General features: G+C 32.7%; 22 protein-coding genes. 12 read left to right on the top strand and 10 right to left on the bottom strand.

Going from position 1 to position 23,435, the window contains the following annotated elements:
- Positions 1–293: 293 nt before the first annotated feature.
- Entirely contained in the window at positions 294–710 is a 417-nt protein-coding gene (gene aroQ / locus R6X41_RS07310) for a type II 3-dehydroquinate dehydratase (protein ID WP_318498853.1), read from the top strand.
- A gap of 63 nt (positions 711–773) precedes the next feature.
- Here the strand turns inward: aroQ and R6X41_RS07315 are convergent, their stop codons facing one another.
- On the bottom strand, positions 774–1,328 hold the full coding sequence (locus R6X41_RS07315) for a nitroreductase family protein (protein ID WP_318498855.1): 555 nt from the start codon (positions 1,326–1,328) through the stop codon (positions 774–776).
- Between the two features lie 423 nt (positions 1,329–1,751).
- Between R6X41_RS07315 and R6X41_RS07320 the strand changes: the two genes are divergently transcribed.
- Positions 1,752–2,390: a porin family protein gene (locus tag R6X41_RS07320; protein WP_318498857.1), complete on the top strand. Its 639-nt coding sequence runs from the start codon at positions 1,752–1,754 to the stop codon at positions 2,388–2,390.
- A gap of 167 nt (positions 2,391–2,557) precedes the next feature.
- Here the strand turns inward: R6X41_RS07320 and lpdA are convergent, their stop codons facing one another.
- Positions 2,558–3,934, bottom strand: coding sequence for a dihydrolipoyl dehydrogenase (gene lpdA / locus R6X41_RS07325; protein WP_318498859.1), 1,377 nt, complete (start codon positions 3,932–3,934; stop codon positions 2,558–2,560).
- 115 nt (positions 3,935–4,049) lie between these two features.
- Here lpdA and R6X41_RS07330 point away from each other — a divergent pair, with 115 nt between their 5' ends.
- Positions 4,050–5,339, top strand: a complete 1,290-nt coding sequence (locus R6X41_RS07330; protein ID WP_318498860.1) for an NAD(P)/FAD-dependent oxidoreductase — start codon at positions 4,050–4,052, stop codon at positions 5,337–5,339.
- On the opposite strand, the gene msrB is transcribed toward R6X41_RS07330, so the two are convergent.
- A complete protein-coding gene (gene msrB / locus R6X41_RS07335; RefSeq protein WP_318498862.1) occupies positions 5,336–5,818 on the bottom strand; it encodes a peptide-methionine (R)-S-oxide reductase MsrB in 483 nt (160 codons plus the stop codon). The two genes, R6X41_RS07330 and msrB, sit on opposite strands and share 4 nt — an antisense overlap.
- Positions 5,819–6,038: 220 nt before the next feature.
- Here msrB and R6X41_RS07340 point away from each other — a divergent pair, with 220 nt between their 5' ends.
- On the top strand, positions 6,039–6,845 hold the full coding sequence (locus R6X41_RS07340; RefSeq protein WP_318498863.1) for a M48 family metallopeptidase: 807 nt from the start codon (positions 6,039–6,041) through the stop codon (positions 6,843–6,845).
- Between the two features lie 65 nt (positions 6,846–6,910).
- Complete coding sequence (locus tag R6X41_RS07345; RefSeq protein WP_318498865.1) at positions 6,911–8,230, top strand: MFS transporter; 1,320 nt, start codon at positions 6,911–6,913, stop codon at positions 8,228–8,230.
- Positions 8,231–8,293: 63 nt separating this feature from the next.
- Here the strand turns inward: R6X41_RS07345 and R6X41_RS07350 are convergent, their stop codons facing one another.
- Genes R6X41_RS07350 through R6X41_RS07365 form a run of 4 tightly spaced genes read right to left on the bottom strand, consistent with a single transcriptional unit; the run spans position 8,294 to position 11,242 of the window.
- A complete protein-coding gene (locus tag R6X41_RS07350) occupies positions 8,294–9,028 on the bottom strand; it encodes a head GIN domain-containing protein (protein WP_318498867.1) in 735 nt (244 codons plus the stop codon).
- A 20-nt stretch (positions 9,029–9,048) separates the two neighbouring features.
- The gene (locus R6X41_RS07355; RefSeq protein WP_318498868.1) at positions 9,049–10,134 is read right to left on the bottom strand and encodes a hypothetical protein; all 1,086 of its coding nucleotides are present in this window, start codon (positions 10,132–10,134) and stop codon (positions 9,049–9,051) included.
- Complete coding sequence (locus R6X41_RS07360; protein WP_318498870.1) at positions 10,112–10,675, bottom strand: hypothetical protein; 564 nt, start codon at positions 10,673–10,675, stop codon at positions 10,112–10,114. The genes R6X41_RS07355 and R6X41_RS07360 overlap by 23 nt, the downstream gene beginning before the upstream one ends.
- A gap of 12 nt (positions 10,676–10,687) precedes the next feature.
- Positions 10,688–11,242 (bottom strand): RNA polymerase sigma factor, encoded by a 555-nt coding sequence (locus R6X41_RS07365; protein WP_318498872.1) that lies wholly within the window; start codon positions 11,240–11,242, stop codon positions 10,688–10,690.
- Positions 11,243–11,490: 248 nt separating this feature from the next.
- Here R6X41_RS07365 and lon point away from each other — a divergent pair, with 248 nt between their 5' ends.
- From lon to R6X41_RS07400, 7 genes are all read left to right on the top strand, one after another.
- Positions 11,491–13,941 carry an endopeptidase La gene (gene lon / locus R6X41_RS07370; RefSeq protein WP_318498873.1) on the top strand — a complete coding sequence of 817 codons (2,451 nt, stop codon included), beginning with the start codon at positions 11,491–11,493 and terminating at the stop codon, positions 13,939–13,941.
- A gap of 240 nt (positions 13,942–14,181) precedes the next feature.
- Positions 14,182–14,721, top strand: a complete 540-nt coding sequence (gene pyrR, locus R6X41_RS07375) for a bifunctional pyr operon transcriptional regulator/uracil phosphoribosyltransferase PyrR (protein ID WP_318498876.1) — start codon at positions 14,182–14,184, stop codon at positions 14,719–14,721.
- A gap of 6 nt (positions 14,722–14,727) precedes the next feature.
- A complete protein-coding gene (locus R6X41_RS07380; protein WP_318498878.1) occupies positions 14,728–15,657 on the top strand; it encodes an aspartate carbamoyltransferase catalytic subunit in 930 nt (309 codons plus the stop codon).
- Positions 15,658–15,659: 2 nt separating this feature from the next.
- On the top strand, positions 15,660–15,992 hold the full coding sequence (locus R6X41_RS07385) for a ribonuclease Z (protein WP_318498880.1): 333 nt from the start codon (positions 15,660–15,662) through the stop codon (positions 15,990–15,992).
- A 3-nt stretch (positions 15,993–15,995) separates the two neighbouring features.
- Positions 15,996–16,901, top strand: coding sequence for a ribonuclease Z (locus R6X41_RS07390; protein ID WP_318498882.1), 906 nt, complete (start codon positions 15,996–15,998; stop codon positions 16,899–16,901).
- Positions 16,902–16,920: 19 nt separating this feature from the next.
- Complete coding sequence (gene pdxH / locus R6X41_RS07395; protein WP_318498884.1) at positions 16,921–17,571, top strand: pyridoxamine 5'-phosphate oxidase; 651 nt, start codon at positions 16,921–16,923, stop codon at positions 17,569–17,571.
- A 174-nt stretch (positions 17,572–17,745) separates the two neighbouring features.
- Positions 17,746–18,993, top strand: coding sequence for an MliC family protein (locus R6X41_RS07400; RefSeq protein WP_318498886.1), 1,248 nt, complete (start codon positions 17,746–17,748; stop codon positions 18,991–18,993).
- Between the two features lie 117 nt (positions 18,994–19,110).
- Here R6X41_RS07400 and R6X41_RS07405 read toward each other — a convergent pair whose 3' ends face one another.
- The 3 genes from R6X41_RS07405 to R6X41_RS07415 all read right to left on the bottom strand — a co-directional run bounded on the left by R6X41_RS07405 (position 19,111) and on the right by R6X41_RS07415 (position 23,403).
- Positions 19,111–20,151, bottom strand: a complete 1,041-nt coding sequence (locus tag R6X41_RS07405) for a GMP reductase (protein WP_318498888.1) — start codon at positions 20,149–20,151, stop codon at positions 19,111–19,113.
- Between the two features lie 134 nt (positions 20,152–20,285).
- On the bottom strand, positions 20,286–20,666 hold the full coding sequence (locus R6X41_RS07410) for a Rid family detoxifying hydrolase (RefSeq protein WP_318498890.1): 381 nt from the start codon (positions 20,664–20,666) through the stop codon (positions 20,286–20,288).
- A 10-nt stretch (positions 20,667–20,676) separates the two neighbouring features.
- A complete protein-coding gene (locus R6X41_RS07415; protein WP_318498892.1) occupies positions 20,677–23,403 on the bottom strand; it encodes a putative LPS assembly protein LptD in 2,727 nt (908 codons plus the stop codon).
- Positions 23,404–23,435: the final 32 nt, after the last annotated feature.

A 23,435-nucleotide genomic window follows, 5' to 3' on the forward strand; every position in this document is an offset into this window, starting at 1 on the left:
AAGAACTCGCTACTAAAAATCAACAATATAGAAACATACGTTTAGCTCAAACAGCTTTAAATTTCGCGATACTTTCTCTTCAAATTTTACGATAAATTTTCGATAGGCCAACCAAAAAAACAAAATTCAACTTATGTAGAAAAAGTACCTCCCTCAGCGCAAGTAATTCAATAAAGTCAGCACCGGTCAATCTTTTTTAAAAAAGAGATTAATCGTTTAGGACGCTATTGATTTTAAACATTGAAATAAAACTTTTACTTTTTTTTTGATGCATTCTTTTATACTTTTACTTTATGAAGAAAATTTTAATTTTAAATGGTCCTAATTTAAACTTATTAGGAAAACGAGAACCAGCAATTTATGGCAGTTTAACGTTTACAGAATTTTTTGAAACGGTTAAAGAAAAATATAAAACAGTTGAGTTATCTTATTTTCAATCTAACGTAGAAGGCGAAATTATTGATAAAATGCATGAAGTTGGTTTTAGTTTCGATGGTATTATTTTAAATGCTGCAGCTTATACACATACTTCTGTTGCTATTGGCGACGCTGTTAAATCGATTGAAACTCCAGTTGTAGAAGTGCATATATCTAATACATTTGCTAGAGAAGAATTTAGACACCAATCTTTTATTTCGCCAAATGCTAAGGGCGTTATTCTAGGCTTTGGATTACAAAGCTACGAACTTGCAATACAAAGTTTCTTGTAATATATATTAAAAGTAATTATAGATTTAAAGAGTCCTTATTTTGTAAATAAGGACTCTTTAATTTTACAACCATTCTACTTTATCTGCTATAGGAGAAGGTTTTCTTTTTGGTGATGGTTCATCGAAATATCCTAAATAGAAAAAGCCTAAACATTTTTCGTTTGGTTTTAGGTTAAAAAAATCATTCATATTAGAAATTAATCCAGGAGAACTCCAATACGACCCCAGACCTAACGATGTTGCGGTAAGCCACATATTTTGTACAGCCATAGCTGTAGCAGAAATTTCTTCCCATTCAGGAATACTTTCTTCTGGATCTCTAGCCAAACAAATCGCTATAATCGCTCCCGCTTTTTTAGGATTTTTTTTAAGCTTATTATATTTAAAATCAGAAAACTTATCAGTTGTAGCTTTAAATTTTTCAGCAAGAAATAGACCCAAATCAGCTTGAGACTCTCCGTGTAACACTTTAAAACGCCAAGGTTCTGTACGCTTATGTGTAGGAGCCCAATTTGAAGCATCTAGGAGCTGTTGGATTGTTTCTTTAGAAATGGGTTTCGAATTATATTGATCAGGAAAAACTGAGCGTCTATTTTCTATAATGTCTTTTAATTCCATGTGATTAGTTTTTGTCAAAAGTAGTAATAGCGATACTTTTTTCAATACCGCTTTGGATAAAATTAGGATAAAAAATGGAGATTTAATTTGAATCGCCATAACACTTACGTATAAAATTTTTGCCTTATTTAGATGTATTTCACTTTATCGTGATGCTAGGGTAATTTATGTCTGTATATGAAATATAATATCGGTTTTGAAGACATTTCTGCTAACATACAATTTCTAGTTAACGGTTATAATTGATTAAATTATTACAATAGAGTCAATAATTTAATCAAAAGAGTTGCCTAGTGAATTAAGTATTTACGATTGTTTTTTTGTAGAAACCAACAACTTGTTAATTTGCTGTTAAGCCTTATTGATAGTAGGTTTACGGCGTTTAGATTTGTTTTTTTTAACCCAAATAAAACAATCAAAACAATGAAAAAATTAATTGTATGTACAGGAGTATTATTATTTGCATTAACATCAGTTTATGCACAATCAGATTCAAAAGCAGTTCAATTAGGAGTAAAAGGGGGTGTTAATATATCTAAATTAAGCGGAGATGATTTTGATGATGTGGATTCAAGAACAAGTTTTAACGCAGGTTTAGTTGCCGAAATTCCTATTTCTGATAGATTCTCTTTTCAGCCCGAGGTATTTTATTCCGGTCAAGGTTTCGATGTATTAGAAATAGATCAGGATAACATTTTTGATACAGATCAAAATCTAGAATATCAATTAGATTATATTCAAGTTCCTCTTTTAATAAAATTCTATCTAATAGAAGGATTAAGTGTTGAAGCAGGTCCGCAGTTTGGATTTAAAATTCATGAAGAATTTGATTCAGAACCAAATTCTGATGGGGGAGACTTCGAAATTAATAGTGATGATTCTTATGTGAAAGATTTTGACACGAGTTTAGCGTTCGGTACGTCTTATAAATTTGATGGCGGTTTCTTTTTAAGTGCACGTTACACATTGGGATTAACTAATATATTTGAAGACAATACTATTTTAGGAAACGTTGATGGTAAAAATGATGTTTGGCAGTTTGGTTTAGGATATATGTTCTAAACTTATTAGCATATTTAAGATGAAAAGGTCTCAGATTATTCTGAGACCTTTTTTTTGTTTTATAAATAATGGCTTTAGAAGTTATATTGGGAACTAATGAAAATCAAAAAAGGTGATTTAGAAAATATTTCCAAATCACCTTTTAATTATTTTATTGAAGTTATAACTTAGATGTGAATTACTTCATCATAAGCAGCTGCAACAGCTTCCATTACCGCTTCACTCATAGTTGGGTGAGGGTGAATAGTTTTTAATACTTCATGACCTGTAGTTTCTAACTTACGACCTAAAACAGCTTCAGCAATCATATCTGTAACACCAGCACCAATCATGTGGCATCCTAACCATTCGCCATATTTAGCATCGAAAATTACTTTTACAAAACCATCTTTATTTCCAGAAGCACTTGCTTTACCAGAAGCAGAGAAAGGGAATTTACCAATTTTTAATTCGTAACCTTTTTCTTTAGCTTGTTTTTCTGTTAAACCAACACTTGCTATCTCAGGAGATGCATACGTACAACCAGGGATGTTTCCGTAGTCAATTGGTTCAACGTGCATTCCTGCAATTTTTTCAACACATAAAATACCTTCAGCAGAAGCAACGTGAGCTAACGCTTGACCAGGAGTAACATCTCCAATTGCGTAGTATCCAGGTACATTTGTTTGGTAAAAATCGTTTACTAAAATCTTATCGCGGTCTACAGCAATCCCAACATCTTCTAAACCAATGTTTTCAATATTTGTTTTAATTCCAACAGCAGAAAGTATAATATCAGCTTCAAGAACTTCTTCTCCTTTAGCCGTTTTTACAGTCGCTTTAACACCTTCTCCAGAGGTATCAATTGAAGTCACTTCAGAAGAAGTCATAATATTAATTCCAATCTTTTTAAAAGAACGCTCTAATTGTTTAGAAATTTCTTCGTCTTCCACAGGAACTACATTTGGTAAATATTCTACGATAGTTACATCTGTACCCATAGAGTTGTAGAAGTATGCAAATTCAACACCAATTGCACCAGAACCAACAACAATCATTTTCTTAGGTTGTGTAGGTAATGTCATTGCTTCACGGTAACCAATTACTTTCTTACCATCTTGAGGCAAATTAGGTAATTCACGAGAACGTGCACCTGTAGCAACAATAATATGATCTGCACTATATTCAGTACCATCAACATCAATCTTTTTTCCAGCTTTTAATGTACCGTAACCTTTAATGACATCAATTTTATTTTTTTTCATTAAAAATTGAATACCCTTGCTCATTCCATCTGCAACACCTCGGCTACGTTTTACAACAGCTCCAAAATCTTTATCGAATTCTTTTACAGATAAACCGTAGTCGTCTGCATGTTTTAAATATTCGAATACTTGCGCAGATTTTAAAAGTGCTTTGGTAGGAATACATCCCCAATTTAGACAAACACCACCTAAGCTTTCTTTTTCTACTATGGCAGTTTTAAATCCTAATTGAGACGCTCTAATGGCGGTTACGTAGCCTCCAGGACCACTTCCAAGAACAATAATATCGTATTTACTCATGATTAATTCTTTAAATCGTTTATTGCTACGAATTTACAAAACCTATTTCAAATAATGAATTTAGAGACAATAAAAAATAGATCTTTTATTACCTTTGTTTTGTAACTTACTATATATGAATATAAACAGAACGAGTAACCCGCGAATCGTTATTATAGGCGGCGGTTTTGCAGGTGTTTCCCTCGCAAAGCAATTATCTAAACAAGAAGTGCAAGTCGTTCTGCTTGATCAACATAACTATCACAATTTTCAACCGTTACTATATCAGGTCTCTACGGGCGGATTAGAACCCGATTCTATAGCATATCCTATTCGGAAAATCCTTAAAGATTATTCGAATTTTCAATTTCGACTTGCAAAAGTGTTAGAAATAGATCCTATTAAAAATAGTGTGATTACTGATATTGGTGCGTTAAAGTATGATTATTTGGTGATTGCTTCCGGTTCTGAAACAAATTATTTCGGAAATGCGTCTATTGAAACCAATAGTATGGCCATGAAAACCATTCCGCAGGCATTAAATTTGAGAAGTTTAATTCTTGAAAATTTTGAAGAGGCTTTATTAACAACCGATTTGCAAGAACGAAATGCACTGATGAATTTTGTAATAGTGGGAGCAGGTCCAACAGGAGTGGAGCTCGCTGGTGCTTTAGCCGAAATTAAGAAAGGGATTCTTCCAAAAGATTATCCAGATTTAGATACACGTTTGGCGCAGATTAATTTAGTGCAATCAGGCGATCGTATTTTAAAGGAAATGAGTGATAAAGCTTCAGAAAAAGCTGAAGAATTTCTTGAAGAGCTGGGAGTAAACATTTGGAAAAATTTACGTGTATCTGGTTACGATGGTAAAACAGTGACTACAAATAGCGATGTTATTTTTGAAACAGCAACCATGGTTTGGGCAGCAGGGGTAAAAGGTGCTAATATAAAAGGTATAGAAGGCGCCGATTTAGTTTCTAAAAGTAATAGAATAATTGTAAATGAATTCAACCAATTAAAAGGCTATCCAAATATTTTTGCTGTAGGCGATGTTGCTCAGGTCGAGACAGAAACCCATCCGTTTGGATATCCTATGATGGCCCAACCGGCCATTCAACAAGGGGAGCAATTAGGACGTAATTTAAAACGTATGTTGGACGATTTACCTATGATTCCTTTTAAATATAAGGATAAAGGATCTATGGCTACTGTAGGTAGAAACAAAGCTGTAGTAGATATGCCGAAGTTTAAATTTCAAGGTATTTTTGCTTGGTTTGTATGGATGTTTGTCCACCTTTTCTTTTTAATAGGATTTAGAAATCGGATGGTTGTATTTGTAAATTGGGTATACAATTACATCCGATTCGACAGAGAAGCACGATTAATTATTCGTCCGTATAAGAAGAAATTAAAAGCAGATGATTAATTCCCTTTTGGTACAAATATTAAAGCCACACCATTAATACAATGTCTTTTTCCTGTGGTATTTATCGGGCCGTCGTTAAAGACATGTCCTAAGTGACTACCACAAGTTGCGCAATGTTCTTCGATACCATAATAGCCGTTTCCTCCATCAGAAAAAAGGACATTACCTTTTATATAAGTATCGAAGCTTGGCCAACCCGAACCTGAATCGAATTTTGCTTCACTAGTAAATAATGGAGTTTCACAAGCCGAACATAAATACACGCCTGGCTCGTAAACTTTGTCTAACGGGCTAGAGAAAGCACGTTCCGTTCCTTCTTCTCGCATAACACGATATTGTAAATCGCTTAGTTCAGCCTTCCATTCTGTTTTACTTTTTTCTACCTTATAAGTAGTGGTGTTTTTTGAATCTTTTTTTTGTGAAAAACCTTGACATGAAAATAGACTAAAAGCGAGGTATAATAATAAAATAGGTTTCATAATACGTATGTTTTATTTAAATTGTCGTTTTATATGATTATACTTACGAAAAAAATATACTGTTAGTTTTATAAATAACAAAGTCTTAATATTTTCGTTATTTATAAACTACGACTTTGGTTAAGCCAGAGCTGTATTTTAAAGGAAAATAATTTAACTCATTTCGACGTAAAACGTCCTGAAATTAAACCCTCAATGAGGAATTAAAAAAGAAATATTTATGAAATTAACTTTTCGTGTTTTTGTTATATCTAGCATGTTTGCTTTAGGATCTTGCGCAACGAATCCGTTTACAGGAAAACAAACTATGGCACTTGTCTCTAACGATCAATTATTTCCAACATCATTTAAAGAATACAATGACTTTTTAAAATCTAACAAAGTAATAGAGGGGACGCCAGATGCTGAACGTATTACTAGAATTGGTCAGCGTATAGCTAAGGCTGCTGAAACGTATTTAAATGCAAATGGACATATAGGATATTTAAAAGGCTATCAATGGGAATATCATTTGATAGAAGATCCACAAATGAATGCTTGGTGTATGCCTGGAGGAAAGATTGTATTTTACACAGGTATTTTACCAGTTGCCAAAACCGACGCGGGAATTGCTGCTATTATGGGACACGAAGTAGCCCATGCTTTAGCCAATCACGGACAACAACGTATGAGTGCTGCATATATTCAGCAAGGTGTTGCTATTGCAGGAAATGTTGCTATTACAGACGAACAAAGTCGAGATATGTTTAATCAATATTATGGCATCGGATCTAATGTTGCTGGGATGCTACCTTTTAGCCGAAGTCATGAGTCTGAAGCCGATAGAATTGGTATTGTTTTAATGGCAATTGCAGGTTATAATCCAGAAGCTGCACCAGAATTATGGACACGTATGGAATCTAGTAGTACGCCAGAATTTTTAAGTACACACCCTTCAAATGAAAGTCGAATAGCATCTTTAAATTCTTTAGTTTCTGATGCAATAGCAGAAGCTAAAAAGTTTGGAGTAACATCATTTAGCGAATAATTTTAGTAACTATTTTTTAATTTAGTTCTGAACGTTTTAACGTTTAGAATTTCTATTTTTCAAAAATGAAAACATATACTAAAGGAAGCAAAAAGTTACTAAATGCTTGGGCTTTTTACGACTGGGCCAATTCGGTTTACACCTTAACGATTGCCTCAACCATTTTTCCTATTTTTTATGGTGCTTTATTTTCTGCCGATAATAAACAGGTTCATGTTTTTGGTACCGATATAAAAAATACAGCGCTAATATCTTTTGTTACCGCTTTTGCATTTTTAGTGATTGCTTTTATGTCTCCAATATTATCTGGTATTGCCGATTATATTGGGAATAAAAAGGTGTTTATGAAATTCTTCTGTTACACAGGAGCCATTGCGTGTATAGGATTAAACTGGTTTAGTTTAGATTATATTTATCTGAGTTTAACATTTTATTTTCTTGGTTTAATAGGGTATTGGGGGAGTTTAGTATTCTATAATTCGTATTTACCAGATATTGCTTTTCCAGAACAACAAGATAGAATTAGTGCTAAAGGATTCTCTTTAGGATATATTGGAAGTGTTTTATTATTGATTGTCAATTTAGGTATGGTTATGAAACCGGATTTTTTCGGAATCACAGGAACTGAAGGTGAAGCCGCTATGAAAGCCATGAGATATTCGTTTATAATGGTGGGAATTTGGTGGATTGTTTTTAGTCAATACACCTATTATATTTTACCAAAGGGTGCAAAAACTGGCCATAAAGTAACCAAAGCAGTGGTGTTAAATGGTTTTAAGGAATTAAAACTTGTTTTTGCAGCTATAAAAGAAAATGTAAGATTGAAGTGTTATTTAAGAGCCTTTTTTGTGTACAGTATGGCCGTACAAACCATCATGTTAGTTGCAACATATTTTGGAGAACAGGAAGTTGATTGGGGTGGAGAGCAAGAAAAAACCATGGGACTTATAGGTAGTATTTTACTGATTCAAATTGTGGCGATTTTAGGTGCTTTTTTAACCTCTAGAGCTTCAGCTAAATTTGGAAATATTAGAACACTTATCTTTATAAATTTTATATGGATGTTTCTATGTTTTTATGGCTATTTTGTAAAAACACCAATACAGTTTTATATTACTGCCATGTTTGTAGGATTAGTCATGGGAGGCATTCAAGCGTTATCAAGATCTACTTATTCTAAATTTTTACCTGATACAAAAGATACAACATCTTACTTTAGCTTTTTTGATGTTACCGAAAAAATAGGAATCGTTATCGGAATGGTTATTTACGGTTCTATTGATCAAATTACAGGGAGTATGCGAAATTCTATATTGTTCCTTTTTGTTTTCTTCTTAATTGGTATTATTCTATTATATAAAGTTCCCAAAGAGCAAAAGGTATAAATTACAACGTATAAAAAAAGCATCCTATTAAGGGTGCTTTTTTAATTATAAATAGAGGTGTTTTTAATTCATTTCTATACTACCTGAACCAGAAACCTTAGTGTCTTCTTTTGCAGGATTACCTTTATAAGTTATATCTCCCGATCCAGAAACACGACCTTTTATAGATTCTGAGCTTACAACTTCAGCATCTCCAGACCCCGTAACAGACACATCTGTAATTTTAGATTCTAAACCAAATCCGTGGAAATCTCCCGAACCTGTAACATTAACTTCTAAATTTTCGGTTTTACCTTTTAAAGTTAAATCTCCCGAACCCGTTATACTCGCTTTGGACGTTAATGTTATAACATCTAAAATTACATCTCCAGATCCTGTAATTCCTACCTTTAGTTCTTCAGCATTAATCGTATTCTTATTAACTAAATCTCCAGAACCAGTAAGTGAAACTTCAGAAATGGTTTCGAAAGGAATTGTTATAACAATATCCCTGTTTGTTGTTTTAATGTTTACACCGTCTTTTACCTTTACTATTAACACATTAGAGTGAACCTCCGTTTCAATGTAAGGCAGTAGGTTAGATTCTCCTTGTATAGTAATGTTTCCCTCAGTGCCTTGTACTAAGACAAAATCCATTGAGCCAGAACATTTTATACCATCGTAAGTTGATGTTGTTCTTTTAATTGTGGTAATATCTCCATTTCCGTTTATAGCATTTTTGTTGAATTGTGCACAGGAATTTACTGAAACTGCTAAAACAGCCATGAGACATACTCTCTTTAAAATAAGTGTTTTCATATGTAATTGATTATTGGTAGTTAATTTTTAATAAATGATACGCTTCCGTAATCTGAAGTGATTTTTATATTATTCGATGTACTTGAACTTCCGTAGAATCCTTTGTAATATTTGTCGCTAGACTCAATACGTTTTACGGTAAATTCAAAATCATCTTGGTCGCGTAAATCTGCATAATCTAAATCCAATTCAAAGTTGAAGTGATAATTTGGATCGTAGCCAATCTTAATGCCTACATAGTCGGAATCGATGTTTACATTATTGGCATTAGCTGCCATGTTTTTAATTTTTATAGATCCATAATCGGCGTTAATATCTACAGATTTATAAACGTCTCCGATCACGACAGTAAGATAATCACCTTCACCTTTAAAATGATTTACTTTATCGACTGTTATACTTCCGTAATCGCAGTTGTAATTTACATTTTCACCAATTTCAACTTTACTATTGGTGTAATCTGCTTCAATAAAAAGATTTTTGGTTTTTGCAACTGTAAATACACTGTAATCAGCATTAATAGTTCCGCTTTTAATGTATTCAAAATAAGAATTTGAAGAATAATCGAATTCAATATCGTTATTATCGCCCATTAATTCTTTGGTTGTAATTTTACCATAATCGCAATTAATTTTTGCGCGACCTTCTAGCTTGTCTAAATTTATGGCACCGTAATCGTTACTTAAATCGACACTATTCGTGATTGGCATTTTTACGATGTAATTAATTTTCATGTTTACATTATCGGATCCATTCCAGTCCCACCATTTAGATTTTGTTTTACTAAATATGGTTTTTGCTGTAACTAGGTTAGGCGATGCATTAAATTCTACAGTAATTTCATCTAATTTATTTTGAACTTTTTCAGAATCATTTCCATTTGTTGTGATTATGATTTCGAAAACAATTCGGTTTTCATTCCAGGTAATTATATCTAAATTCCCGTAACTATTATCGATATTTAAAGTGGCATTACTGTTCACTTTAAATTCTTTTTTTATAACCTTTTTCTCTGAATGTTTTGGTTTTACAGGATTGTTCGCTAACGCTACAAAAGGAATAACCAAGAGTAAAAAAGCGATGCTATATGGTAGTTTGGTTTTCATGAGAGCTGTTTTTTAATTGTTTTACATTGTCTATAGTTTCCATAACACTTTCTAAAATTTCAATTCGACTTTGAAAATTTGCAATCATGGCATAGATTACGCGTTTATCGTTACCACTTTTTGTTAAGTCTAATTTTAAATTTTCGTAATTGGCTTCAAGCACATTTAATTGCTTTAAAGCATCTTGTATTAAGGGTTGCACTTCTGGTGCGTTTTCTTTTTCTAATTCTTTTAATTCTTGTGCGATTGTCGCTGTAAAAAAACTTTGTGTTTTTGCCATTTCTGGAGAGACACTTGCTAAATCATTTGTGGATTCTTGTTTCTGAAATGTAAATGTTAAGGTTATAAGTAATACAATGCTAGCGGCTACAGCTAATAAAGGCTTCAAAAACGGATATACTTTTTTAACAGGCTTAACCTCTACATTTTGTTTCTTTAATTTCGCTAAAAACCGATTTTCATGATGTAAATTTGGTGTTTCAATATCAAAATCGTTTTGTAACGTTTTAAAAAGATCTTCTAAACTAGTTTCTGGTTTCATAATCTTTATATTTTAAACGACGTGTTGTAGTTTTTGTCTTAAACTTTCTTTTGCTCTAGAAATGGTGGTTCTGCAATTGGCATAACTCACATCCATAATGCTAGATGTTTCTTCATAATCATAACCTTCAATTAAATGTAATGTTAGGGCAATTCTATAATTATCTTTTAAAGTGTTCATGGTTTTTAATACCTGTTTTGCTTGCTCGCTAGCATCCTCATCTTGCTCTGTATTTACGTAAGTATCTTCAACTTTATACATTACAGCATCAAAAGGGACATCTTCATATTTACTATTTTTATTAAAATGATGAATACTATTATTAACCACAATTCGTTTTAACCAACCGCTAAAGGTTTTGATGTCTTTTAAGGTTTCTAACTTTGTAAAAGCCGTTAAAAAAGAATCTTGCATAATATCTTCGGCCTCAAAACTGTTTTTTACAATTCTAAAAGACGTATTATACATGGCATTATAAAATCTGTTATAAACTTCCAATTGTGCAGATTGGTTTCCCGTTTTACAGTGTTCTATAAGTGTATCTATATGTTGGTTGGCTAGTGACAATTACAAAAAATATCTAGTGGTTTAATATAAAGATGAAGGTATTACAATATTGTTACAGTTTTAGTAATAAAAGTTTTTCTGAATACGGTTAGCTTGGCATATTAATTGAAAAATAGATAGTAGTTATTTAAAAAAATATGGCTGTAAAAAGCTAATTTTGAATAGTATAATAGCTTTGTAGACGAATTATTAAATCTAAACAATCTGTATTTATTAATTTATAATGACAGATTGACCTAAATATATATATGAAAAAATCTAATTTTTTAACTCTAGACAATATGTCACTTCAAGAGTTTGATGAGAATTCAGAATTAATTCCTTTAATGACGCCGGAAGACGAAGAAGAAATAAACAAAGAAGAACTTCCCGATACGTTACCTATTCTATCTTTACGTAACACCGTATTGTTTCCGGGTGTTGTAATTCCGATTACAGCAGGTAGAGATAAATCGATTAAGCTTATTAATGATGCCAATAAAGGTGGAAAAGTGATAGGTGTAGTCTCTCAAAAAGACGAAAGTATTGAAGACCCAAGTGCCGATGATATATACCAAACAGGTACAGTGGCTCGTATTTTACGTGTTTTAAAAATGCCTGATGGAAATACAACAGTTATTATCCAAGGGAAGAAACGCTTTAAAATAAAGGAAGTCATTTCTGAAGAACCTTATTTAACAGCAACAATATCTGAAGTTCCTGAAGAAAAGCCAACTAAGAAAAATGTAGAGTTTTCAGCAATTATAGATTCTATAAAAGAATTATCGCTTCAAATTATTAAGGAAAGTCCGAATATACCAAGTGAAGCTTCATTTGCCATAAAAAATATTGAGAGCAATTCATTCTTAATCAACTTTGTGTCTTCTAATATGAATTTAACGGTTCTGGAAAAACAAAGTCTTTTAGAAAACAATTCTCTTAAAGAACGCGCTTTGGAAACTTTGCGATATATGAATGTTGAGTTTCAAAAACTAGAACTTAAAAACGATATACAGTTAAAGGTTCAGAGTGATATGAGCCAACAACAACGTGAGTATTTCTTACATCAGCAAATGAAAACCATTCAAGAAGAATTGGGTGGCGTGAGTTATGAAGAGGAAGTTGAAGAAATGAGATTACGTTCTAAAAAGAAAAAGTGGAACGAAGACGTGTCTAAGCATTTCGAGAAAGAACTTGCTAAAATGCAACGTATGAATCCGCAAGTTGCCGAATATTCCATTCAACGTAATTATTTAGATTTATTTCTAGATTTACCTTGGGATAAATTTAGTAAAGATAAATTCGACTTAAAGCGCGCACAGCGTATTTTAGACCGCGATCACTACGGTTTAGAAGATGTTAAGCGTCGTATTATTGAATATTTAGCGGTTTTAAAATTACGTAACGATATGAAATCTCCAATTTTATGTCTTTATGGACCTCCAGGAGTTGGTAAAACATCTTTAGGGAAATCGATTGCTGAAGCTTTAGGAAGAGAATATGTACGTGTATCTTTAGGAGGATTGCGTGATGAAGCAGAAATACGCGGACATAGAAAAACATATATTGGTGCCATGTCAGGCCGTATTCTTCAGAGTATTAAAAAGGCAGGAACATCGAACCCTGTTTTTGTTTTAGATGAAATTGATAAGTTATCGAACTCGCATCAAGGCGATCCATCTTCAGCATTATTAGAAGTATTAGATCCAGAACAAAACAGTGCGTTTCACGATAATTTCTTAGAATTAGGTTACGATTTATCTAAAGTAATGTTTGTTGCAACCTCTAACAGTTTAAGCACAATCCAACCGGCTTTATTAGACCGTATGGAAATTATAAATGTTACGGGATATACTATTGAAGAAAAAGTAGAAATAGCAAAACGTCATTTACTTCCTAAGCAAATAAAAGAGCACGGGTTAACCGAAAAAGATATTAAAATAGGAAAACCTCAATTAGAAAAAATTGTTGAAGGGTATACTAGAGAATCTGGTGTTCGTGGTCTTGAAAAGCAAATCGCTAAAATGGTACGTTATGCGGCCAAAAACATTGCGATGGAAGACGAGTACAACGTAAAAATTTCTAACGAAGATATTATCTCAGTACTTGGCGGACCAAAATTAGAGCGCGATAAATACGAAAACAACAACGTTGCAGGTGTCGTTACAGGTTTAGCTTGGACACGTGTTGGTGGAGATATTTTGTTTATTGAATCTATTTTATCTAAAGGAAAAGGGAATTTAACGATTACTGGGAATTTAGGGAAGGTGATGAAAGAATCGGCGACAATTGCTATGGAATACATAAAAGCAAATGCTGAAGAATTGGGCTTAGATCCAGATATTTTCGATAAATATAATGTACACATTCACGTACCAGAAGGGGCAACCCCTAAAGATGGTCCAAGTGCAGGTGTAACCATGTTAACTTCTTTAGTCTCTTTATTTACACAACGCAAAGTGAAAAGTAGTTTAGCTATGACTGGCGAAATTACACTTCGTGGAAAGGTTTTACCTGTTGGTGGAATTAAAGAAAAAATCCTTGCTGCAAAACGCGCAAGAATTAAAGAGATTATGCTTTGTGAAGATAATAGAAGAGATATTGAAGAAATAAAACAAGAATATTTAAAAGGGTTAACCTTTCATTACGTTTCAGAAATGAGCGATGTTTTAAAATTTGCTTTAACAGATGAGAAAGTAAAAAATGCTAAAACATTATAATTTCTAGACTCAAAAAATAATTTTTTGTAAAAATTATAAGCATCCAAAACAATATCGTTTTGGATGCTTTTTTGTTTCTAATCCTATATTCTAATTGTCTTAAAAATCATAAAATCTAAGAAACCACATTATATCTTTTTGTTTCTTTAGATTTTTTAAAACAGTACTTTTTTATTAAAGGCAATCCGTATTATTAAAATTTTACATTACCTTTGTTTACCAAATACGTTTGGAAACAATATGAGTCAAAAAGTGTTACTTAATGCAACAGAGGTAAACATCATTCTTCATCGATTGGCTTGTCAACTTATTGAAAAACATAACGATTTCTCAAATACCGTTTTAATAGGATTACAACCCCGTGGGAAGTTTTTAGCAAAACGGTTAGCCAAGATTCTAGAGGACGACTATAAGATTAAAGATCTTAAAATAGGCCTTTTAGATATTACCTTTTATCGCGATGATTTTAGAAGAAGTGACAAACCTCTAGAAGCCAATACCACCGAAATAAATTTTGTAGTAGAAAATAAAAATGTAGTTTTTATAGACGACGTTTTATATACCGGGCGAAGTATTCGTGCCGCACTTACTGCAATTCAATCTTTTGGAAGACCAGAAGAGATAGAACTATTAACGTTAATAGACAGACGTTTTAGCAGACATTTACCTATTCAGCCCAATTATCGTGGCCGACAAGTAGATTCAATAAACAAGGAAAAAGTAATAGTACAATGGCAGGAACAAGGTGAGGAGGATGCTGTGTACTTAATTAATAATTAGACTAAGATGAGCGAATTAAGTGTAAATCACTTACTAGGTATTAAATATCTCAAAAAAGAGGATATTCAATTAATTTTTGAAACTGCCGATCATTTTAAAGAAGTTATCAATAGGCCCATTAAAAAAGTGCCTTCACTTCGTGATATTACTATTGCCAATCTCTTTTTCGAGAATTCTACACGAACGAAATTATCTTTCGAATTAGCAGAAAAACGATTATCTGCAGATGTTATAAATTTCTCTGCAGCACAATCATCTGTTAAAAAAGGGGAGACTTTAATCGATACTGTAAATAACATTTTATCTATGAAAGTAGATATGGTAGTGATGCGTCATCCCAATCCAGGAGCAGGGGTGTTTCTCTCAAAACATGTTAAAGCAAGTATTGTAAATGCTGGAGACGGTGCCCACGAACATCCTACACAAGCCTTATTAGATTCGTATTCTATACGCGAGCGTTTGGGGGAAGTTAAAGGAAAAAAAGTTGTTATAGTTGGAGATATTCTTCATAGTAGAGTAGCTCTCTCAAATATATATGCCTTACAACTTCAAGGTGCAAAAGTTATGGTTTGCGGTCCAAAAACATTAATTCCGAAATATATAGATAAGTTAGGTGTAAAAGTCGAAACAGATTTACGTAAAGCTCTAGAATGGTGTGATGTCGCAAACATGCTTCGCGTTCAGAACGAACGTATGGATATTAGCTATTTTCCATCAACAAGAGAATACACACAACAATTTGGAGTCAATAAAGAGCTTTTAGAAAGTTTAAATAAAGAGATCATTATTATGCATCCAGGACCTATAAATCGGGGTGTAGAAATTACGAGTGATGTTGCAGATTCTAAGCAAGCCATTATTTTAGATCAAGTACAAAATGGTGTTGCCATTAGGATGGCTGTAATATATTTATTAGCTTCAAAAATAAAACAGTAATTATGATTTTAAATACAGAAGGTAACACCACTATAGTTACTCAAGAAAATGCGACTCCAATTGAATTAGTGAAAAAAATTGAAGCCTCGTATTCAAAATTTAAAAACGATAATATTATTGTAAATCTATCGTCTTTAAACACACTAACGTTAGCTAACATTATCGAATTTCTTCAACTTTCAAATACTCATAGAAAAGCAAAACATTCTTTTATAATTGTTACCAATAAAATTAAACTAGATGAAACTCTAGACGAAATTATTGTAGTACCAACTTTAAAGGAAGCTTACGACATTATTGAAATGGAAGACATGGAACGCGATTTAGGATTTTAATTTATGGAATTAACTATTCTAGGTTGTCACAGTGCAACCCCTCGTATTTCTGCTCATCAAACGGCTCAGATTTTAGAAATTAAAAATCATGTCTTTCTAATCGATTGTGGGGAAGGTACACAGGTTCAACTTAGAAAATACAAGGTTAAATTTAATCGTATTAAGCATATTTTTATATCCCATCTTCATGGCGATCATTATTTTGGTCTTATCGGATTGGTATCAACCTTTAGATTATTAACTCGCGAAACCGATTTACATATTTATGGGCCAAAAGGATTACAAGAAGTTATTACGCTTCAAATGAAATTAGGAGGATCGTGGACTAATTTTAACCTCATTTTTCACGAATTATCTTCGAAAGAATCTGAATTGATTTTTGAAGATGATACTGTAGAAGTGTATACCATTCCTTTAAAACATCGTGTATATACCAACGGATTTTTATTTAAAGAAAAAGAAGGTGAGCGTAAACTTGATATGAATGCGATTTTAAACGATGATATTGATGTTGCCTATTATAGAAAATTAAAACAAGGTGCCGATGTTTTAAATGAAAATGGTATTTTAATTAAAAATGAAAACGTAACCAACGCACCTACAGCACCAAAAAGCTATGCCTTTTGTAGCGATACGGTTTATAATGAATCCATAGTGCCTATTATTAAAGATGTTGATTTGTTGTATCATGAATCCACATTTTTAGAAAAACACGAGAAAAATGCTTTGCCAACGAAGCATTGCACAGCAAAACAGGCCGCAAGTATTGCAAAACAAGCGCAAGCAAAACAGCTTATTTTGGGTCATTTTTCTACACGTTACGACGATTTAAATGAATTTAAAACTGAAGCTCAAGAAATATACGAACCCGTAGAACTTGCAGAAGCAGGAAAAGTATTTCAAATATAATCTGTAATTATTTTAAACTATGGAAGAACAAGATTTAAGTAATTATAGAAAGTCTTACGAAAAGCGAGAACTTCTCGCAGAAGACACTCCCGAAAATCCGTTAGAATTATTTAGAAGTTGGTTTTTAGAAGTCGACCAGCATTTTTTGGAAGATGAAACTAATGCCATGACCGTTTCTACGCTTGGATTAGATGGATTTCCAAAAAGTAGAGTCGTACTTTTAAAGCGATATACTTACGAAGGTTTTATTTTTTATACTAATTACGACAGTGAAAAGGGGAAGGCTATTCAAGCCAATCCAAATGTGTGTTTATCATTTTTTTGGCCTAAAGCCGAACGTCAGATAATTATAAAAGGTAAGGCTGAAAAAATTCCTGAAAACCTGAGCGATGGCTATTTCGAATCTCGTCCAAGAGGAAGTCAACTGGGTGCAATTGTATCACATCAAAGTGAAGTTGTAGAAAGTCGCGAGTTTTTAGATTCTAATTTAAAAACTTTAGAAGATTCTTTCGAAGGTAAAGAAATTCCAAGACCAGATTATTGGGGCGGATTTATAGTTAGACCTGTAGAATTGGAGTTTTGGCAAGGCAGACCAAACAGATTACACGATCGCATACGTTATAAACTTCAAGACGATTACGATTGGAAAAAAGAACGCTTATCGCCTTGATAACTTAGCTAAAACAGAACTTTACAAGAGTTAAAGCCGTAATTATTTCAATATATATAATTCTAACAGAAAGTGCTTATTCTTTCAGAATTCATATTTTTTTGAAAAATTTTAGCGCTATGTCCTTTATTTTTATTTAAATTTAATACTTCAACTTTCCTAAAAAAGTAAACTATGATATGTTTCAATAAGCTTCATTTCATTACCAGTACTTTAATTATTACACTCAGCTTAGTATCCTGTAATCAGGATAAAAAAAGTAGTGTAATCGCTCAAGAATTTGTAGACATGAGTTCTTCAACTATTTTTTTATCTAACGATAACAAACATGAATTTGTAGTTATCGCAAACCCTGGAAGCGATAATGGCGAAATTACTGTGCACGACTCCAAGGACAATAAAGAATATACTTTAAAACGCGTTAAAAGTGGTGTAGGTGTACAATACGAAAGTGAGAACGGTTATGTATTATGGACTAAAGGGAGTGAATTTACTTGGAGTAAAGACGAGGAGACTATTGCTAAAGGTTATTTAAAAACGACCGAATTTGAAGCTAAAAAAGAGGTTGAAGTTGCTAAATTAAATAGTTCTAATTATGGTAATTATGTTAATGCCGATTATAGCAATAAAGATGATGGTACCGATTGGGTTGCCGTAATTGTTAAACCTATCGACGATTTTAAAGCCACAGTATCCGTGAGATCTAGAGGAGATAAAAAGAAAGGAACTTGTACTTTTGATGCTATAGGAAATGTTAGTGATAAAAACACCTTGAACGTATTTGAAAATGGTGTTAACATCTTATTTATATTTAAACCGGGCTCTGTAGTGATTACTACAAATCCGGAATCTGAAAATGATAAATTAGCATTTTTCTGTTCTGGAGGTGCAAATTTTGCTGGAACTTATTCTAAAATAGATGGTGAATTAGATAAAAAACAAATAGATAAAACGGGATATTCTAAATCGTTAATTTATAATGATATTTTCTTTAGTATTGAAGAAAGTGGAGGAGTGGTGACCGTAACACCTAGAGGATTAGAAATTGATAAAGCAGAACAATATCCTATAAATGGTGAAATTACTAATGTAGAAGTAGATGATTTAAATTATGACACCTTTCCAGAATTGTTAATTTATACAAAATCGGGAGTAGATGCTCATGGAAAAGTTCTTGGTTTTTCAGTAAATAATGGAAAATCGATGAGTAGAATTAATATTTCAAAAGTTTCAGATAACGAAGAAACTAATAAAGGATATCAAGGACGTGATGAATTTGCGATGGTTGAAGGGACTTTTATACAGCGTTTTCCTATATACGAAAACAATTCTCCCACAGGAAAAATAAAACAAATTCAATATAAATTAGAAGAAGGTGAATCTTCTAGTGAATTGGTAGTTAATAAAATTGTTGAATATTAGAAATAAAATATTTCAGTTGTAAAACAAAAATTCTCGAGTCACTAAACTCGAGAATTTTTGTTTATAGGAAAATGTCTGCAATTAGAAATATATTACTTTCTTAAAGTTATCTTGAAGTTATTTAGTATAGACTTGATTTTCTTGTTCAGCAACTCTTATAAATGTGGTACGCTTTGTTAGCTCTTTTAAACGCTGTGCACCAACATAAGTACACGTGCTTCTTATTCCGCCTAGTATATCGTTCAATGTATGGTCTACAGGACCTTTAAAGGGCACTTCTACCGTTTTCCCTTCACTAGCTCTATATTCGGCAACTCCACCAACATATTTATCCATGGCAGTTTCACTACTCATACCATAAAATTGTTTGTATTGTATACCATCTCGTTCGATTAATTCACCGCCACTTTCTTCGTGACCGGCAAGCATACCACCAAGCATTACAAAATCTGCTCCAGCACCAAAAGCTTTAGATACATCGCCAGGAACAGCACAACCACCATCACTAATTATTTGTCCGCCTAAACCATGGGCTGCATCTGCACATTCTATAATGGCTGATAATTGCGGATAACCAACACCTATTTTTACACGAGTAGTACATACAGAACCAGGACCAATACCAACTTTAATAATATCGGCACCAGAGAGTAATAATTCTTCTACCATTTCACCAGTAACCACATTACCAGCAATAATAACTTTATCAGGGAATTGTGCTCGTGTTTGTTCTACAAATTTTACAAAATGTTCAGAATAGCCATTAGCGACATCAATACAGATAAAGCGAAGTTGCGGATGTTTTTCAAAAATCACTTTTAATTTTTTACCATCTTTCGAACCTGTTCCGGTACTTACTGCTATATGATTCTCGATATGTTTTGGAGCTTCAGACATAAACTGATCCCATTCTTCTAAACTATAATGTTTTTGAATGGCTGTAAATAAATTCTGCTTAGCTAGAGCTAATGCCAGTGGAAATGTTCCAACAGTATCCATGTTTGCTGCCATAATTGGTACTCCTGTCCATGTAGTCTGACTGTGTAAAAACGTGAATTCGCGATCTAAACTCACCTGTGATCGACTTTTTAATGTAGATCGTTTTGGACGAATCATAACATCTTTAAAGCCTAATTTTATTTTATTTTCAATACGCATAGCATAGGAGTTTAAGTTACAATATAAAAGTACATTTTAAGTTTTGCATAGGAAAATTGATTTCAAAAAAATAGCCCGAATTTAACTAACAATGTTAATTAAAATCGGGCTTATATCTTAAAAATGTATTTGTTCTATTTTGAAGCTAAAAAACTAATTTCAACATTTACAAATTTAGGTAAATTAGCGACTTCTACAGTTTCTCTTGCAGGAGCAGTTGCTTCATCAAAATACTGACCGTATACTTCGTTTATTTGGGCGAAGTTGTGCATATCGCTAATAAAGATAGATGTTTTAATAATGTCTTCAAACGTCATATCTGCGGCTTTTAATATCGCTTTTATGTTTTCCATGACTTGTTTTGTTTCCGTTTTAATATCATCTAAAACCAATTCACTAGTTGCTGGATTAATAGCAATTTGACCTGAAGCATATAACATTCCATTTTTTAAAACCGCTTGATTATATGGGCCAATAGGAGCAGGAGCATTAGGGGTTGTAATAATTGTTTTCATATCTATAATTTTAGAGTTGTTGATCTGGTTGTAAACGTTTATCGTATTTAAGATCGCTTAAAATACTCGATTTAATTCCTATAAAGAAATACCAAGATTTTTGTGTGCTAAAAGGTACCCAACTAAAATTCATTCTCCAACTTTCTAAATCACGTTCTAAACGCAGCTGAGTATAAGTGAATCCCATGTTCTTAAAATCGTACCCCGATGATACTCCAACATTCCAACGCGGCGAAAGTTCTAAATCTCCAGAGAACATTAACGATTGCGAGGAGATTTCGTTTTGTCGAGTAGTATTAATATAATTTACAGCATATGCTAGGTTTAATGTCCAGGGTATTTTAAATTTAAAAAACTCGTTGTCTTCTTTTTTCTCATCGTCATCATCTTCTTCTTCGTCAGTAAAGAAACTGTCGTTAGAAAAATCTTGAGATATTCCAAACAAATCATCATCTCGACCACCTCCACGAAGGTTTTCTTGAATTCCTGGTGCTTCCTCTTCTTCTTCAGCTTTACCATTAAACAATTTATTAGATAACGAATAACTTAACGTCATGTTCGCACTAGTTAATCTAAATAAACTACCGTTATTATTAATATTATAAACATCAACTTTTTGGTTGTTATTGTCTAATGCATACGGATCTAATGTTGCACCAAAATTGATATTCATTTTATTATCTAAAATTTGAGTACCACCGCTTATTCTAAGAGGACTCCACTGTAAAGAATCTCCAGCAAAGTTATATTGTGTTGAAAAGTTTAAGCTATTAAGCAACATAACTTTTTTAGCTTCGGTTGCGGTACTATCATTTTCTCTAATTTTGGCTTCAAAATTGTTACCTAATGATATCCCTACAGCAGATGAAAAGTTTTGATTAGGCGCACCAAATATAGACTCTTCGAATCTGGAATATACATCTTGTGTAGTTCCATCTGCAGAAATTACATCGTATGTATCATAATATTGATCGAATGAGGGATTTATATTATAACTTAAAGATGGCCTCATTACGTGTCTAATTGCCTGTATTTTTGGGTCTTTACCTTCTTTTTTGAAATCGAACATACCATAAATTGTAGTTCCTAAACTGGTATTAAAATTATATGTTCTATAGGAATCAAATCCATTTACCTCAGTCGTAATTTCTTCCTCTAAATCTTGATCGTAATACCTGTTTATTGTTTTTAATGTCCAGTTTTCTTGAAAACTTGTTCCTGCACTTATACTAAAATATTTAAACACTTTAAAATTGGTACTTAAAGGAATAGTATGTTGTACACCACTCCGAGCATCGTCAAACATTTGCGCTTTAAAAAACAAAGAATCATTTGTCTCTATTTGGTTTTCTGCACGTACAGAATACTGTAAATTTACATTATCAATAATTCCTTTTTTTGTACCCGTTTTTGGGGCAAATGGATACATTCTTCCAACACTAGCTTGAAACGTTGGAAGTGTCATGTTTATTTGTTCGGTTTGTGTGTTTTGCGAATGCGTAGCAGTAACACTTAAATTGACTTGAGGATCTCCTGTGAATGATTTTGAATAGGATACAGAAGATGATAAGGTATTGTTTAAGAAATTACCTGTATTTATTTGATTTACAGATTGCTGATAATAAGAACTACTACCTAAGTTAACAGAAGCTGAAAATTGTGAGTTGGGATTCGATTTTGCATCCTGACTATGCGACCAACGAATATTATAAACTGTTGACTTGGAATAGTCGGGAAATCCTTTTTCACTATTTATTAAACTTTCATACCTAAACGCCGTGCTTCCACTAAACTTATATCTTAAAGCATAACTACTTTCTGCCCTAAATCCATAACTCCCGTTGGTATAATAATCGGCGTAAAGAGATAAATCTACATAATCGTTAACGGCAAAATAATACCCAAAGTTTTGAAGGAAATACCCTCTAGTACTATCCTCTCCAAAAGTTGGGATTATAATACCTGAGGTCTGTTTATCTGTTAATGGAAAAAAACCAAAAGGAACAGCAATAGGCGTAGGTACATTAGCAATTACCATATTTGTAGGTCCTACAACTATTTTTTTACCTGGGACAAATTTAATTTTACTTGCCTTAAAATAATATTCAGGATTATCTAGGTTCTCGGACGTTGTAAACCGTGCGTTAGCCATAAAAATCACAGAATCATTTTCCTTTTTTACTATAGGTGCGATAATATTAAATCCGCTCTGTTCGGTTTTCGAATTAAAAATTAATGCTTTTTGTGTATCAAAATTATAACGAATAGAATCGGGTTCGATAACACTTTCACCTTGTGTAAATACGGGTTTCTGAACCAAAACACCAGATGTATCTTTTATTCGACCAGCATAAACTTCATTTTTACTGTAATCAATAACGATAACTCCAGCTTTAATATTCATATCCTGATAATCGACTTCTGCTTCATTATACAAGTATAATTTTTGCTCTAGGCGATTAAAAGAAGAATGATCTTTAGCATGATATTTTACAACATCACTTATAAATTCTTTTTTAAGTTTTACACTATCAAGCATAACAGTGTCTTGAGTCATTCCAGTAATTTGTTTAACCGCTAAACTATCTGTACTAATAGTAGGACTATATACGGGAAAGTAATCAATGGTTGGCTTTACGACTTTAACAGGTGTTGTCAGGTCTTGAGAAAAGACAGTCGTGTTTATAAGCACTGTAAAACTTAAAGCTAAAAGTATTTGAAAGTAGTTTGTACGCAATGCTTTTAAATGTATTTTTGTAAAGTCTGATT

The organism is Formosa sejongensis, assembly GCF_033447105.1.
Classification (GTDB): domain Bacteria; phylum Bacteroidota; class Bacteroidia; order Flavobacteriales; family Flavobacteriaceae; genus Formosa.

Excerpts from the sequence above, each read along its gene's own strand:
- aroQ (WP_318498853.1), top strand. The coding sequence starts at position 294 with ATGAAGAAAATTTTAATTTTAAATGGTCCTAATTTAAACTTATTAGGA.
- R6X41_RS07315 (WP_318498855.1), bottom strand. The coding sequence starts at position 1,328 with ATGGAATTAAAAGACATTATAGAAAATAGACGCTCAGTTTTTCCTGAT.
- R6X41_RS07320 (WP_318498857.1), top strand. The coding sequence starts at position 1,752 with ATGAAAAAATTAATTGTATGTACAGGAGTATTATTATTTGCATTAACA.
- lpdA (WP_318498859.1), bottom strand. The coding sequence starts at position 3,934 with ATGAGTAAATACGATATTATTGTTCTTGGAAGTGGTCCTGGAGGCTAC.
- R6X41_RS07330 (WP_318498860.1), top strand. The coding sequence starts at position 4,050 with ATGAATATAAACAGAACGAGTAACCCGCGAATCGTTATTATAGGCGGC.
- msrB (WP_318498862.1), bottom strand. The coding sequence starts at position 5,818 with ATGAAACCTATTTTATTATTATACCTCGCTTTTAGTCTATTTTCATGT.
- R6X41_RS07340 (WP_318498863.1), top strand. The coding sequence starts at position 6,039 with ATGAAATTAACTTTTCGTGTTTTTGTTATATCTAGCATGTTTGCTTTA.
- R6X41_RS07345 (WP_318498865.1), top strand. The coding sequence starts at position 6,911 with ATGAAAACATATACTAAAGGAAGCAAAAAGTTACTAAATGCTTGGGCT.
- R6X41_RS07350 (WP_318498867.1), bottom strand. The coding sequence starts at position 9,028 with ATGAAAACACTTATTTTAAAGAGAGTATGTCTCATGGCTGTTTTAGCA.
- R6X41_RS07355 (WP_318498868.1), bottom strand. The coding sequence starts at position 10,134 with ATGAAAACCAAACTACCATATAGCATCGCTTTTTTACTCTTGGTTATT.
- R6X41_RS07360 (WP_318498870.1), bottom strand. The coding sequence starts at position 10,675 with ATGAAACCAGAAACTAGTTTAGAAGATCTTTTTAAAACGTTACAAAAC.
- lon (WP_318498873.1), top strand. The coding sequence starts at position 11,491 with ATGAAAAAATCTAATTTTTTAACTCTAGACAATATGTCACTTCAAGAG.
- pyrR (WP_318498876.1), top strand. The coding sequence starts at position 14,182 with ATGAGTCAAAAAGTGTTACTTAATGCAACAGAGGTAAACATCATTCTT.
- R6X41_RS07380 (WP_318498878.1), top strand. The coding sequence starts at position 14,728 with ATGAGCGAATTAAGTGTAAATCACTTACTAGGTATTAAATATCTCAAA.
- R6X41_RS07385 (WP_318498880.1), top strand. The coding sequence starts at position 15,660 with ATGATTTTAAATACAGAAGGTAACACCACTATAGTTACTCAAGAAAAT.
- R6X41_RS07390 (WP_318498882.1), top strand. The coding sequence starts at position 15,996 with ATGGAATTAACTATTCTAGGTTGTCACAGTGCAACCCCTCGTATTTCT.
- pdxH (WP_318498884.1), top strand. The coding sequence starts at position 16,921 with ATGGAAGAACAAGATTTAAGTAATTATAGAAAGTCTTACGAAAAGCGA.
- R6X41_RS07400 (WP_318498886.1), top strand. The coding sequence starts at position 17,746 with ATGATATGTTTCAATAAGCTTCATTTCATTACCAGTACTTTAATTATT.
- R6X41_RS07405 (WP_318498888.1), bottom strand. The coding sequence starts at position 20,151 with ATGCGTATTGAAAATAAAATAAAATTAGGCTTTAAAGATGTTATGATT.
- R6X41_RS07410 (WP_318498890.1), bottom strand. The coding sequence starts at position 20,666 with ATGAAAACAATTATTACAACCCCTAATGCTCCTGCTCCTATTGGCCCA.